This window comes from Clostridium sp. KLE 1755, from assembly GCF_000466465.2.
Taxonomy (GTDB): domain Bacteria; phylum Bacillota; class Clostridia; order Lachnospirales; family Lachnospiraceae; genus Eisenbergiella; species Eisenbergiella porci.
In genome coordinates, this window is sequence record NZ_KE992738.1 from 187,012 (window position 1) to 201,141 (window position 14,130).

At 50.2% G+C, this 14,130-nt stretch carries 12 protein-coding genes and 1 pseudogene; 9 read left to right on the forward strand and 4 right to left on the reverse strand.

Annotated elements, in window-relative coordinates:
* Positions 1–8: 8 nt before the first annotated feature.
* Complete coding sequence (locus HMPREF1548_RS19975) at positions 9–1,298, reverse strand: WYL domain-containing protein (RefSeq protein ID WP_021638319.1); 1,290 nt, start codon at positions 1,296–1,298, stop codon at positions 9–11.
* A gap of 217 nt (positions 1,299–1,515) precedes the next feature.
* Here HMPREF1548_RS19975 and HMPREF1548_RS19980 point away from each other — a divergent pair, with 217 nt between their 5' ends.
* The 7 genes and pseudogenes from HMPREF1548_RS19980 (at position 1,516) to HMPREF1548_RS20020 (ending at position 8,530) form a co-directional block, all read left to right on the forward strand.
* Positions 1,516–2,751, forward strand: a complete 1,236-nt coding sequence (locus HMPREF1548_RS19980) for an RtcB family protein (RefSeq protein ID WP_021638322.1) — start codon at positions 1,516–1,518, stop codon at positions 2,749–2,751.
* A gap of 639 nt (positions 2,752–3,390) precedes the next feature.
* A complete protein-coding gene (locus tag HMPREF1548_RS19990; RefSeq protein WP_021638324.1) occupies positions 3,391–4,503 on the forward strand; it encodes a slipin family protein in 1,113 nt (370 codons plus the stop codon).
* Positions 4,504–4,853: 350 nt separating this feature from the next.
* Entirely contained in the window at positions 4,854–5,192 is a 339-nt protein-coding gene (locus tag HMPREF1548_RS20000; RefSeq protein ID WP_035323017.1) for a hypothetical protein, read from the forward strand.
* A gap of 36 nt (positions 5,193–5,228) precedes the next feature.
* Positions 5,229–6,281: pseudogene (locus HMPREF1548_RS20005) on the forward strand (serpin family protein); the annotation flags it as partial.
* A 28-nt stretch (positions 6,282–6,309) separates the two neighbouring features.
* Entirely contained in the window at positions 6,310–6,990 is a 681-nt protein-coding gene (locus HMPREF1548_RS20010; protein ID WP_021638329.1) for a zinc dependent phospholipase C family protein, read from the forward strand.
* Positions 6,974–7,786: an AraC family transcriptional regulator gene (locus HMPREF1548_RS20015; RefSeq protein WP_021638330.1), complete on the forward strand. Its 813-nt coding sequence runs from the start codon at positions 6,974–6,976 to the stop codon at positions 7,784–7,786. The genes HMPREF1548_RS20010 and HMPREF1548_RS20015 overlap by 17 nt, the downstream gene beginning before the upstream one ends.
* A gap of 192 nt (positions 7,787–7,978) precedes the next feature.
* The gene (locus tag HMPREF1548_RS20020) at positions 7,979–8,530 is read left to right on the forward strand and encodes a sugar O-acetyltransferase (RefSeq protein WP_021638331.1); all 552 of its coding nucleotides are present in this window, start codon (positions 7,979–7,981) and stop codon (positions 8,528–8,530) included.
* On the opposite strand, the gene HMPREF1548_RS20025 is transcribed toward HMPREF1548_RS20020, so the two are convergent.
* Positions 8,525–9,715, reverse strand: coding sequence for a PucR family transcriptional regulator (locus HMPREF1548_RS20025; RefSeq protein ID WP_021638332.1), 1,191 nt, complete (start codon positions 9,713–9,715; stop codon positions 8,525–8,527). The two genes, HMPREF1548_RS20020 and HMPREF1548_RS20025, sit on opposite strands and share 6 nt — an antisense overlap.
* Positions 9,716–9,886: 171 nt before the next feature.
* Here HMPREF1548_RS20025 and HMPREF1548_RS29630 point away from each other — a divergent pair, with 171 nt between their 5' ends.
* The gene (locus HMPREF1548_RS29630; protein ID WP_021638333.1) at positions 9,887–10,063 is read left to right on the forward strand and encodes a hypothetical protein; all 177 of its coding nucleotides are present in this window, start codon (positions 9,887–9,889) and stop codon (positions 10,061–10,063) included.
* A 197-nt stretch (positions 10,064–10,260) separates the two neighbouring features.
* Here the strand turns inward: HMPREF1548_RS29630 and HMPREF1548_RS20030 are convergent, their stop codons facing one another.
* Positions 10,261–12,084: a DUF6320 domain-containing protein gene (locus HMPREF1548_RS20030; RefSeq protein WP_330406260.1), complete on the reverse strand. Its 1,824-nt coding sequence runs from the start codon at positions 12,082–12,084 to the stop codon at positions 10,261–10,263.
* Positions 12,002–13,018, reverse strand: a complete 1,017-nt coding sequence (locus tag HMPREF1548_RS20035) for an alpha/beta hydrolase (protein ID WP_021638336.1) — start codon at positions 13,016–13,018, stop codon at positions 12,002–12,004. The genes HMPREF1548_RS20030 and HMPREF1548_RS20035 overlap by 83 nt, the downstream gene beginning before the upstream one ends.
* Positions 13,019–13,212: 194 nt before the next feature.
* Here HMPREF1548_RS20035 and HMPREF1548_RS20040 point away from each other — a divergent pair.
* Positions 13,213–14,130: glucose-1-phosphate adenylyltransferase (locus HMPREF1548_RS20040; protein WP_021638337.1), on the forward strand; the 918-nt coding region annotated here is incomplete at its 3' end.

Here is a 14,130-nt window from a genome sequence, read left to right on the forward strand (position 1 = left end):
GCGTCCTCTCAGCAGTCTTCGTCCTTTTCTTCCTCCTCAGAAGGCCCCAGGCCATCCCCGCTGCAGTACATCCGGTACATCCGTTCCCAGTCAACCGTAATTTTATCTATGGATGCCTGACTGCTGCCCTGTATATCCAGAATTCTTCCGGTAAATGTTTTCACCCACGAAAGCATTTCATTGGTATCAAAAAAAGCGCCGCTGTAAAGATATTCATTTTCCCGTATCCTCAGAACCTCACCGCCCCGGCCCTCTCTGGTCAGCCGGTTTATAATGTAAGGCTCCTTTTTTTCATCAATCCACAGCTTGATTACGACCTCCTCCAGCCGGGAATTGCTGCCGCCGAAGGAAACACCCCAGCAATGCGCCAGATTCCGCGCCAGCTTTTCAGCCAGCTCCTCATAGTACGGACATGCCTCCAACAGGCGCAGCTTCACAATACAATCCAGGCGCACATTGTTAAAACGCCGCCCCATCTCCTGGTAAACGCATAAATACCGCCTTCCGGTCCGTGTGCTGACAAAAATCTTCAGCGGCACGCCCTCCAGGGAAGACATCCGTCCGCTGCGGCTGCCCTTAACCTCCATGCAAATCCGCCGCCGCTCCCGGATTCCGGACAGCGCCTCCGCCAGAACCCCGTCCTCCAGCGTATGTACAATAAAGTGATGCTTCCACTGGAAATAACAATTCTCCTCCCCGGCCTGATCTAACAGCGTGCTTCCCACAAAGCCAAAGGGCGCGGCCTCCTGAAAAAATTTCACCGCATCCAGCAGGCGTTCCCGGATACCAGAGTCCTCCGGCCCTTCCAGAAAACCGTCTGCCGTGGAGTAGACCAGCGCCTTTCCCTTTTTCTCAGAAACGAGCAGCCCCAGCTTCTCATATTCCCGAAGCTTCAGCCGCACCGTCTGGCTGTCGAACACACAACCATAAACCTCTGAAATTTCATCACAGACCTCCCCCGCCGACAGCCCCTCTCTGTGCTCCATGAAAAGATCCAGGATAAAAAAATGCAGCAGCAAATCATTATCCGTAAAGCTTTTGGATTTCCACGCGGCAAACAGAGGGTTCCCGGCCACCGATTTCCCATCCACGCTGATATATACATGCTTTCCCTTCCCCGTAAACCCGGCCTTTGTATACTCCCCCAGCCAGCTTTCCACCCGCCGCCTTTCATTATCATAGGTTCTGGCGCTCTTCGCATCAAAGTCACTGCGCACCTTAAACCCATAAACATAGAACTGGCGCATATAATCCCTTATTTTATCAAAATTCTTAATTAATTCCTGAAATTCGCTCATGGCAAAGCTCCTGTGTCGGGTATATTTTTCAAAATGCCGAATCTATGCACTGCTGTCCGGTTCCTGTGTCCTGGCTGCATCCAGGATACCGACTATATTCAAATTATACGATCCTCGCAACTTTTTTTAAATGATAAAAATTTCCAAAACCCATAAAATGAGCATGTAACCGAGATACCTATACAAACACAAAAAGAATTGGAAAGGGGATGAAGATATGTTTGTTATGTATGAACCTGATAACATGAAGGTTCCGGTAAAGGTTTGGCTGAAAGAGGAAAGCGATTTGGAAAAGGGGTGCATGGAGCAGGCGTATCATCTCTCAAGACTTCCGTTTTTACATAAGTGGGTGAGCCTGATGCCGGATACGCATACCGGGATGGGGATGCCAATCGGCGGTGTGATTGCGGCGGAGGATGTGGTGATTCCCAATGCGGTGGGCGTTGATATCGGCTGCGGCATGGCTTATACGGAAACGAACATTAAGGTGGAGGATATCCGCGGGGTAATGACCGGAAACGGGAGCTTGCTGCAGGCGATTATCGGAGATATTATGCGCAATATTCCAGTGGGCTTTGGTCATCATAAGACTGTAATGCCGTGCTATACCCTGGATATGGCCTTTGAGGAGATGGAAAAATATGAGGAGGACGCCGAGCTTCTGGGACAGCTGGAGGCGGGATATTTCCAGATAGGGACGCTGGGAGGCGGAAATCATTTTATTGAGCTTCAGGAGGATGATAATGGCTATCTGGCAGTGATGCTTCATTCAGGAAGCCGTCATTTCGGAAAATCCGTGTGCGATTACTTCCATACTAAGGCTCGGGAACTGAACCGGAGATGGTACAGCGAGGTGCCCGATGAGTACCGGCTGGCTTTTCTGCCAGTGGATACGAAGGAAGGGAAGCAGTATCTGCACTGGATGCAGCTGTCCATGGATTTTGCCAGGGAAAACCGGGAGAAAATGCTTCTGGCCGTGAAGGCGATTCTGGAAAAATGGATTGGGAAATATACCGATCTGCAGCTGGAATTTGCCGGTGATATTAACTGCCACCATAATTATGCGGCGCTGGAAAACCATTTTGGAAAAAATGTGTGGGTGCACCGCAAGGGTGCCGTGCGGGCCGGAAACGGTGAGCTGGCGGTGATTCCCGGGGCCATGGGGAGCTACAGCTATGTGGTGATGGGAAAAGGAAATCCCGACAGCTTCTGTTCTTCCTCCCATGGAGCAGGCCGCCAGTATTCCAGAAAGGGCGCCATGCAGGCTTTCACTTGCGAGGAGGTAATTCTGGATCTGCAGAAAACAGGCGTGATTCTTGGAAAAAAGAACAAGAGCGACGTGGCCGAGGAAAGTCGCTTCGCCTATAAAAATATTGAAGAGGTCATGGATAACCAGACCGATCTGGTGGTGCCGGTAAAACGGCTGAAAACCATAGGAGTAGTGAAAGGCTGAAACTGCCTGAGGTTCGCCTGCCGCAGCGTATCCGGGAAAACCGGACGCTGCAGCGCGCCTCAACGGTGCCGTTTGTCTCTGACAGGATGGCATGCCGGGCAGTGGGCATAGATGATATCCGCAAAAAACGGATACGCTAAAAGACATGATGTGTCGTGGGTTCGAATCCCACCGTGCTTCGTCACGTAGCTAAGCTGGTATAGCAATCATTCAGAAACATCTTATCAATGTTTCAACCAACCGGAAAAGAGAACTGTCCCGTTCCGGCCCGGGAAAAAAGGAAGGAAATGCCGGCAAAACGGCAGGTACCGGCCGGATTTTCCGAAAAAGGCAGTCCCTTTTGAGCCAGCGTCCCTTCGGATACCGTTTTTTTTGGGAGCAGCGCCGGGAATCAGCACCTTTGATTTCCCGCCTCTGTCTGAGGCGATATACGGGCCGGCGCCGCCGGACTTACGATCGCCTTGTTCCGGAGAAACTGAAGGAAGGACCCGCACAAAAGGGATGGGACGGGGCAGATATCTTTTTTCAAAAAAGAAAAAATCATGTGGCCTGCAGCAAAAATCCAATATCAGTCCAAGTATCTGATTTGTTGTGAAATCGCTGCCTGGCAGCAAATAAATATGGAAAGGAAGTGCTGCTATGACACACTATATTATCAAAGAACAGGAAGCCGGCTATCTTTGCCGAAACGGAAAGTTTCTGCGCCTTCTGGCTGCCGGTAAATATACATATCCCAAAGCCCTTGGCTATGACGTACAAATCGTACCAATGAGCGGGGAGGTAAAAACCTGCGGCATTCCGGAGAATATCCTCATGCAGGATAAGGAGTTTTCTGCACGCGTGGTAAAAGCCGCTGTGCCGGACGAATGCATTGCCATCCGTTTTGTCAACGGGGCATACAAGGAAGTGCTTACAAAGGCGGAAACCCTGTTCTGGAACGTTTATGAAAAAAACGAATTCAAACTGGTGGATATCACCCAGCCCTGCATGGAAGACACCCTTCCCCGCATCTATATGGACCTGATGCCCGTAAAATTCTATAAAAAAATCACCATCAAGGATGGGGAAACAGGTCTGTTGTATTTTGATATGCACTACGAAAAAAGGCTGGCCACGGGCACCTATTATTTCTGGAATTACGGACGGGAAGTAACCTGCAAGATTTTCAATATGAAAATCCAGCAGCTGGATATTTCAGGACAGGAAATCCTTACCGCCGACAAGGTGGGCATACGCCTGAACCTGGTGGTAAACTACCGGATCACCAATCCGGAAAAACTGGTGGAAAAGGTGGATGGCGTATCAGGCCTCCTCTACACCAGGGCCCAGCTGCTGCTCAGGGAACAGGTAGGCCGTTTCCGTCTGGATGAACTGCTCAATCAGAAAGAAGAGCTGTCTGCTGTTATTCTGGAAAAAATGAAGGCGGGACAAGAGGAATACTGCGTGGAAATCGTAAATGCAGGCATCAAGGACATCATCCTCCCGGGAGAAATCCGTGAAATCATGAACACCGTCCTGGTAGCGGAGAAAAAGGCCCAGGCCAACGTCATTATGCGCCGGGAGGAGGTGGCATCCACAAGGAGCCTTCTGAACACGGCGAAGCTGATGGAAGAGAACAGGACGCTGATGCGCCTGAAGGAAATGGAGTATCTGGAAAAAATCTGCGATAAGGTGGGTAGCATAACACTGAACGGCGGAAAAAGCGTTCTGGATCAGCTGTCGGAGCTGACGGCAGGCCGCGATGTTACCTGAAAAAACAGCGCGGCGCCTCTGCCGGAAAACTGCAGTATCCGGCAGGCGGCCGAAGCCTGCGGATTTTCCAATAGGGCTCATTTTTACAGGATGTACAGACGGTTTGTGGAACACTTGCCGTCGATGGAGGCAAAAGCTTAGCACAACTTATGATTCTTTTAATTTTGTATTAATATTCCCAATAAAAAATGCAAAAAAGTTTGTTTATGGTAAAATAAAAAAGAGAAGAATTCAGGACGGATTTTCCGGCTAATCGGATAATGCGCCTTTCTTTAAAATAGTAATACAGCCCGGCCGGATGAGTACATAACAAGAAACACCCGCGCATTTATGCGCAGATGGGAGGAATGATGAAAAGAAAATCTCCAGCAAACCATAAAAAAACATTTCTACTGAAAAAACATATCAAATGTTCCGGAACACAAAGACTGCCGGTTCTCCTTTTGCTGCTGTCCCTTGTTGCAGCGGCAGTTCCCGCCTGCGGCAAAGCCTCACAGCTGCCTGCATCAACCATGGATTTGACAAAGGAATACCGCAGCGGAAGCAAAAAAAATGAAACAGTAGAGATCGGAGAAGATTTCGCCCGGGCTTACTGTGAATTTTCTCTTGGGCTGCTCAGGGATGCCGTAAACAGTGAGGTACAAACCAACGAGATACAAAACAACGAGGCAGAAACCATCGAGGCATAATCCAGCGGAGAAGCTGCCGACACCGCGCAGGCTGATGGAACGCGCAATCTCATGATTTCACCCATTTCCGTCCTTCAGGCGCTGGAAATGACGCGAATTGGGGCAGGATCAGGGACATTGGAGCAGATGGGCATGACCATGTATCCGGGAATGGAGCCGGAGCAAGGGAGAAAACAGCTGCTTTCCTGGGCGGAAGGCCTGCCAAGTGCGGACGGCGCCGAAATGAAGCTGGCCAATTCGGTCTGGATCAACACGGAAAATGAACAGTTTCAGCCGGATGCTGAGTTCCTGAAACGAAATGCGTTGGAATCCGGGGCGTCAGTTTATGGCGCTCCCTTCGATGAAGCCGCCTGCAAGGCGCTGAATCAATGGGTGGAACAGAATACGGACGGAATGGTAAAGGACATCCTTGACAGAATTCCCAGGGAAGCCATCATGTATCTTGTAAATGCTGCGGCATTCGATGCAAAATGGGAAAAACCCTATCAATCCAGTCAGGTGGGGAAAGGGACTTTCACGCGGGAGGACGGCAGCGAAAGCGAGGTTCCCATGATGTATTCCATGGAATCCGTATTTTTGAAGGGAGAACACGCTGTTGGTTTTTGCAGGCCCTATGCATCAGGATACTATTTTGCAGCGATTCTCCCGGAGCAAGGATGGACTTTGCAGGAATATATCAGGCAGCTGGATGGGGAAGCTCTGCGGAATATGTTTACCAGCCCTGTAGAAGCGGCAGTGGAAACCGCGCTTCCCAAATTTAAGGGAGAATCGAGCCTGGAGCTGTCGGATACCCTGGCAGGAATGGGAATGCCGCTGGCCTTTGATTCCGGTCTTGCTGATTTTTCAGGAATCGGCAGCTGTGAAGGCGGGAACATCAGCATCAGCCGCATACTTCATAAGACGTATATTGAAGTGGACGAGCTGGGGACAAAAGCCGGGGCGGCCACGGTAGTGGAAATGGAGGCCGGGGGAGCATATACAGTGACTGAAAATGTGATTCTGGACCGTCCCTTCCTTTATGCCATTGTAGATAAGGAAACGGATCTTCCTATATTTATAGGAATCGTGGAAGACCCGGCAGCGGAATGATTACCATAAAAACAGGAGGAGAAAAATAATGGCAACATGGATGGTTCATTTAAGAGTTGCGGAACAGATGCTTGAAGTATTTCCCAGGCTGGAACGGCAGGAGTTTATTGTGGGTAATATCGCTCCGGACAGTGGCGTGCCCAATGAGGACTGGTCGGTTTTCACACCGGATACCAATACCTCGCATTTTAAAACGGACGGAGAAATTGATATCCCTAAATTCCTGAATAAATATATGACCGGGGAAAAATGGGCTGCCTATGGAGAAAAGGCGAAATCCTTTTTCCTCGGATACTATGTGCACCTGCTTACGGATGAGCTGTGGCGCGATGAAGTGGTATATCCGACGATAGAAAAGCACCGGGAACTTTACGACAGGGACAGGATGGAAGCCATATGGACCTTCAAAAAGGACTGGTACGATCTGGACCATCTTTTTATCAGAAACCACCCTGATTTCCAACCGTTCCTGGAGTATGAAAATGCGGTTGGTTTTCAGAACTGTTTTATGGAGGAATTCGCCGGGGATGCTTTTGACAGACGCAGAATTTATATTACAGGTTTTTACAGAGAGCCTCACGAAGACCTGGATCGTGAATATCCCTATCTGTGTGAAGGGGATATGCAGGTTTTTGTAGCAAAGGTGCGCCGTGTCCTGACGGAGCGCATTACCCGGGAAAACTGGCTGGAAAATGAGCCGGCAGGTTAACATGTCGGGCTATAATTTCCACCGGACCTTCAGCTTCATGGCGGGTATGACAGCCAACGAATATATTCGGAACCGCAGGCTGTCGCTGGCAGGACAGGACTTGCTTGCCACGGGGCAAAAGGTTATTGATGCCGCCTATAAATATGGTTATGATTCGCCGGAAAGCTTTTCCAAGGCCTTTACCAGGTTCCATGGAGTATCGCCGAAAATGGCAAGGATAAAGGGAACGCAGCTTCGTCTGTTTAATCCGCTGGTTATAAAAATAACATTGGAAGGCGGTTTGGTTATGGATTACAGAATGGAAGAAATGAAGTCGCAAAAATTTATTGCGCTGGTCAGGGAGTTCAGCAATGAAATTATCAATGATGAGGAAAATCATGAGATACCTGATTTCTGGACGGAATGCTACGTAAAAAAACTGGTGGAACCCCTGAGGAGCCTGCGCCCGGAGGGGAAAAAGGATCTTTACGGCCTGTGCAGCCCCAAAAAGGAAAATGAAACAACCTTCCGTTACGGAATCGGCATTGCTCTGGACGAGGATACCGGTGCCTGGGAGGAAAGCAGTCTGACCGCAGCCGGGTACCAGATATGGGAAGAGGAGCCGCAGACCTATGTGGTTTTCAAGTGCTTCGGTGAGGACGGCAGCAGCATCAGTGAAATGTGGGGTAAATTCTATAAGGAATTTGTACCGCAGATGGGCTATGAGGCCGTAGACGCTACAGATTACGAGGTTTACTATGAAAACGGGGAACCGGGACTGTTCTGCGAGCTGTGGATTCCGGTGCGCAGAAAATAGAAAAGCATATTACAACTGTTCAGGACAGCACATCTCCATGGATGGCCCTGCCATTCATGAAGCATCTGTAGTATACTGAAAGCGCAGCTGCCAAATATTTATAATAGGAAGGTATAGAAAGAAGTACGCTTCAATCGCCCAACCTTCAGGCAAAATAATCTACAGGCGCGGTTAAGCGCGGATAGGAGCAAAATGACGGAAAAAGAAAAATTATATGCAGGCCTGTTATATCAGCCCGGCGACCCCGAGCTTGTGGCTGACCGTGCAGTGACTGTAAAAAAGCTGTACGAGTACAACAATCTGCATCCGCTGGATCTTGAGGCGCGGCAGGAAGCCATACGCGGCCTGCTGGGCAAAGCGGGGGAAAACTGTGTCGTGGAGCAGCCGCTTTTTTGTACATATGGCTACAATACTACAGTAGGCAAAAATTTTTTCATGAATGTAAACGGTAAGCTTATGGACAGCGGTAAGATTACGATTGGCGACAACGTATTTATCGCGCCGGATGTGTGCATTGTAACGGAAGAGCACGCAATGGATGTAGAGCAGCGGGTGGCCGGGCTGGAATACACACATCCGGTTACGATTGGCGACAACGTCTGGATTTGCACCGGGGCCATTATACTGCCGGGCGTAACAATCGGAGCGGACAGCGTAATCGGAGCGGGCAGTGTTGTCACAAAGGACATACCGCCCAGGAGCCTGGCCGTTGGAAATCCCTGCAAAGTGATCCGTACGCTATAATTTCATATCCCGGATACAAAAAGCAACCTGATAGGGAAAAAGATCGGCAGTAGTTTTCAGCTCATTGTCCAGAAGCCTTTTTATGTTCTGGATCCGGTAATTTACCGTGTTGCGGTGGGTGTAGGTGTCCCTGGAAACCCCGATCAGGCTGCGGTCATTTGCGATATAGCTGCGCAGGGTTTCCACATAGCCGATGGTTTCGCCGCTGCCGGAATGATGAAGCCTGTCATATTCCTCCAGGGGGCCAAGCAGCCTGTCGGCATAGTCCTTTAAAATCTCCGGATCGTCGGAGGAAAAGAGGATGCCGAAAAAGCCCATCTGATCAAAGTCAACCACATCCTTTTCCATGCGGAAAGCCATCTGGGCCGCAATACGCGCGCGGCCCAGCGCACGGCTCAGGTTCCGTATGCCGTGGCATTCCGGGCCAATTCCCAGGCAAAGCTGCTTTCTTTCAAAGAAATAGGAAAAAATGGTCCGGATCTGCGAGGTCAGTTCCGCCACGGATTCCTCCGGGAAATCATTGACGGCCAGGACGTAGTATTCCTTTACGTCCATGAGAAAATAGGGGTAGCGGATTTTTGTCCCGTTCTGCCACAGGCCGAACACGTTTTCCAGCTTCAGCGCGGCCTGGCGGAACAGGACCTTTTCCTCCGCCGTATACTGGGGCTGCATATAGAAAAGCCGGAAAGTGCCGTCCAGATGGTAGCGTATCCCGATTTCCTCCAGGAAGTCATCAGGGACATCCTTGCCCTTGAGAAGCCGTTCAAACATGATTCCGTATTGTTCCTCTTTCCTCACCTGCTGCATGATGCGCATGCAGTAATCCTGGGTAAGCTCGGTGATGGAGATTTCCCAGGGCATTTCAAGAAGGGGAAAATTGTGCGCTTCGCACCAGTCGATAACATCCCGGGGCACCTGCTTGAGATACATTCCCGTGTTGATGATGATGCCGGCGCTTTCCGCCTTTTTCATGGAAGCGACCAGATGAAGCAGCCAGCCGTCAATCCGGGCCTTCAGCCCGGTGGTGACAGCCAGCTCCTCTCCGCTGAAACGGTTGATTATCGTTTCATCCTCAAGCATGTGCACCCAGCCGATTACGTTGTCCATCCCATTTTTTCCAGCTAAAATGCGCAGCTTATACTTCTCTTTTGTCTCTTCGTAAATTTCCCAGAACCGGATTGCCATACAATTTCCCCCATGTTTTGATGTAAATGCAGCCAGAACCTCAAAATATGTACTGATAGTACATAAACATGCCTTTTTTTTCAGACTACCAGATTATGGACGAAAAGTCCATATAATTATATATTGTAATTGAAAAGGAACGTAAGCAGACGTACCGGAGGAGGTTATGTTATGAACGCATTCAGCTTTGATATCACAGACAATTCCCTGATTGTTAAGCAGGAAAACACGTACCCGGAATGGGTGACCACAGAGCGTTTTTACAACTGTGAGAACTTCGGACAGATTTTTGTGAAGGGTGAACCCTTCCTCAGGAAAATGTTAGGAAGAAAACAGAACAAAAGATAAAATTTTGTGCTTTTAATACAAAAAGAGAAAATATTACAACGAAAAATAATGCCTCTGGACAGCTGGTGTCCGGAGGCATTATTTTTATCGGGCGAAGGGAGGGACTCTGTTTCCCGGCAGTAGTTTGCCCCTGTGCGCATGGCGGTTGGATATGCCATATATGCCCTTCCATCACAAAACAGCCTGAAGGAGCAGGCCTAAAAGTGCAGCTTTTTGTATAATTCCGTAAACATATCCCTGCTTTTAAAGATCAGCAGGCCGGTAAGCATCAGGAAGCTGATGCCGCCGCAGAGCACGGAGAGATATACCACCTGCGCTGCGCCCAGCGCCAGCAGAAGGGCGGGAAGCAGGCCGATAAGGCCGGCTAAAATGTAATAGATCATATATTCCTGCACCGGCAGCTTCTGCACCTTTGTGATAATCAGCATGGAAAGCTGGATAAGCATGCAGACCGCAGGAAGCACATAGTCAACGGACCAGCCGTGCCAGCCTGTGCACAGATCCCAGATCACACATACGGCAGGCAGGAGAAGCATCTGCCAGACGGCGTTTTTCAGCAGGTTATGCCGTTTGAAAAAGCCCAGGGCAAGCGCGAGCCACATGCTCAGGGCGCCGCCGATGACATAGACGGACCAGCGCAGGGAGGGCGTGAAAATCAGATTCACCATTACCGCGGCGCAGGCAGCGGCGATGCAGGAGAAGGAAAACCACTGGAAAAAACGCAGGCCTTTATATTCCGGCGTTTTTTTTGCGGGGAAACGGTCCTCCAGCAGTTCAGCCTCCAGGCCGAAGCCTTTGAGAATCCGGAAAAAATTCCGTTCAATATTCTGATCCTGAAAGCAGGAGGCAAAGCTGAGAACCAGGTCGTCCTCAAAGGAACACATGCTCAGCTCTATTTTCGGCGTGCTGGTAAATACGCCGAACCTGCGGATGTAGGGAACGTATTCCCGGGGGAGGGAAACCACGCCCAGATTGGAAAAAATGGCCGTTACGTCATCTTTGGCAAGCTGTACGCCCAGCTGCATCCCCAGATTTTTAATTTCCAGAGGGGCAATGCGCAGCAGCGGGTTTTGCTCCAGGCTCATCAGGCTGCTCATGCGCTGGCCCAGGCGATCCTTTGTCAGTTCTTCCTTAAAATATGCTTTTACGCTTTCCACCACATCCCCAAAGGAATATTCCTCCTCCGGGAAAAGATAGCCTGGTTCGATCCATCCAAAAAAGTTCAGCATGGAAGAGGAGGGGAAATATTTCCGGAGGTTCACAGGAACCATGAGCACGACAGGCTTTTTGCGCTGCCGCCGGCTCATTTCCTCGTGAATCGCACATAGGAAGACCGCGGTGAGGAAGACGGTCATGGAAACGCCGTATTCCTTAGCCTTGCCAAGGAGCGCCCGGCAGGAAACCAGCCCCTCCGTAATGTTCAGGCTCCCATAGCCCGTCCGCGCGCCGGACAGCTGGAAGGAATGCACTTTTTTCCCCGAGCCTTTTTTGGGCTTCTTATAATACTTTGCGAAGCCGTCGGATTCCTGATCCTGCAGGGTCATATCCTCTTCGGTAAAAGAAACGTCGGGAAGGCCGTCGGCCTCATGCCGGATGAGAAGATAGTTTTTTACCAGCTCCTTGAGAAACTGTATGGCGCCGGTGCCGTCCGTGAGCGCATGGAACACTTCGAAATTAATCCGGGTTTTATAGTAATTTACCTGAAAAAGAAGGGTCTTTCTGTCTCTGATATACAGATTCAGGCAAGGCGGCTCGGATTCCTCCTTTACCACCGGCTTCAATTCACTTTTCTCAAGATAATACCAGAACAGGCCTTTGCGCATGACGGACAGGAAAACCGGATATTTTTCCATGGTTTTATCCAGGGCCGCCTGCAGGGCTTTACCTTCCACAGGCTCCTTTAATTCACAGTAAAAGCGGAAAACCCGCGTATCTTTTTTATTGCTGGTCGCCGGAAATATCTTGGCTGCATTGTCCAGCTTTCTCCAATGAGCTCGTTTGCTGCCAAACACTGTTATCATTCTCCTTCAGAAATTGATTGATGAGGGTGAAGCTTTCCTGTACGTGGTAATATTTGATGCCAAGGGCGAAAAAACCATGCAGCGCATCCTTGATTCTGTGGATTTCCACTTCATTTCCGGCTTCCCGGAGCCGTTCTCCGTAGGCTTCCCCTTCATCCCGCAGGGGATCGAACTGGGCCGTAAGTATTAGCGTCCGGGGCTGACGGGACAGATCCTGTGCAAGGATGGGGGCAAAATAAGGATTCAGCCGGTCGGCCTCCGTACCCTGGTAATATTCCAGATACTGGCAGAGCTTCTGCCTGGTAAGCAGGAAATCAGTTCCGTTTTCCTGCACGGAGGGGAAAGGGGAGGCTTCCGAGTAATCGCTGTTTACGGCGGGGTAGATCAGGATCTGCTGCTGCGGCATGAATTCGCCCTTGTCCCTGGCCATCAGGGAGAGGGCTGCCGCCAGGTTGCCGCCGGCGCTGTCGCCGATGAGGGTGATGCGGGACGGATCCACATTGAGCAGAAAACGGTTCTTATAAATCGCCCGCGCCACAGCGTAGCAGTCCTCAAGCCCCGCAGGGAAGCGGAATTCCGGCGCCAGCCGGTAGCCTACGGAAACTACCGCGTGCCCCGTATCCCTGGCAAGCCCCGCGCAGACCCGGTCATAGGTATCCACACTTTCCGTGATCCAGCCGCCTCCGTGCAGGAACAGGAGCACCGGAAGGGTATTCCCCTCCATTCCGTTCCGGGAAGGCAGCTCTTCGCCGGGCAGATAGATGCGGGTGGGAACCTCATAGTCTCCATTGTAGATCTTCGTGTCTATGGTCCTGTAAAAACGCTTCAGCGGATCGATTGCCTTGATATTGGCAAAAGCCCTGGAGGACTGTACGTTAATGTCGCCGTAGGACAGCGCCTTGAGGACGGTGCGCATCGCTTTGTTGATTGCCATCTGTAAGTTTACCCATATTCTGCGCCGCAGAATTCCTTTTCTTACGAAAAGAATAACACCCCGGGCTGGAATTGTAAATGTACGGTCGAAAAACAGCTAAAAATTTTTGCTTAAATTGCACAAAAGGCTGTCGGTAATTGTCATTATGTGGTACAATTTTAACATAAGAAATTAGAAAACAGGGGGAAACATTTATGGCAAAAGAAATGATTGCGATGCTTCTTGCCGGCGGCCAGGGCTCCCGATTGTATGCCCTGACGCAGAAGCTGGCCAAACCTGCAGTTCCTTTTGGCGGAAAATACCGTATCATCGATTTCCCGTTATCCAACTGCGTGAATTCCGGTATTGATACGGTGGGAATCCTGACCCAGTATCAGCCCATGGTGCTCAACGAGTACATAGGAAACGGTCAGCCATGGGATTTGGACCGTCTTTACGGCGGAGTGCATGTCCTGCCGCCCTACCAGAAGGCATCCGGATCGGACTGGTACAAGGGAACTGCCAATGCGATTTATCAAAACATTCCTTTTATTGAACGCTATAATCCGGAATATGTGATTATTCTTTCAGGAGATCAGATATGCAAGCAGGATTACAGTGATTTCCTGAGGTTCCATAAGGAAAAGGGCGCGGAATTCAGCGTGGCCGTCATGGAGGTGCCCTGGGAGGAGGCTTCCCGCTTCGGTCTGATGGTGGCGGATGAGAACGATAAGATCACCGAATTCCAGGAGAAACCGAAGAATCCCAAATCAAACCTGGCTTCCATGGGTATCTATATTTTCAACTGGGACGTGCTTAAGAGGTATCTCATAGAGGATGAGGCGGATCCGGAATCGGAGAATGACTTTGGCAACAACATTATTCCCAGCCTGCTGCGCGATGGCCGTGAGATGTATGCTTATCATTTCAGCGGATACTGGAAGGATGTGGGAACCATCGCCTCTTTGTGGGAGGCCAATATGGAGGTCCTGGATCCGGAGCACAGCGGAATCAACCTGTTTGACGATAACTGGAAAATATACAGCAGGAACAGCGGTATGACCGGCCACAAGATTTCTTCCGAGGCAGAGGTGGAGAATTCCATGATTACGGACGGCTGCCGTATCGGCGGC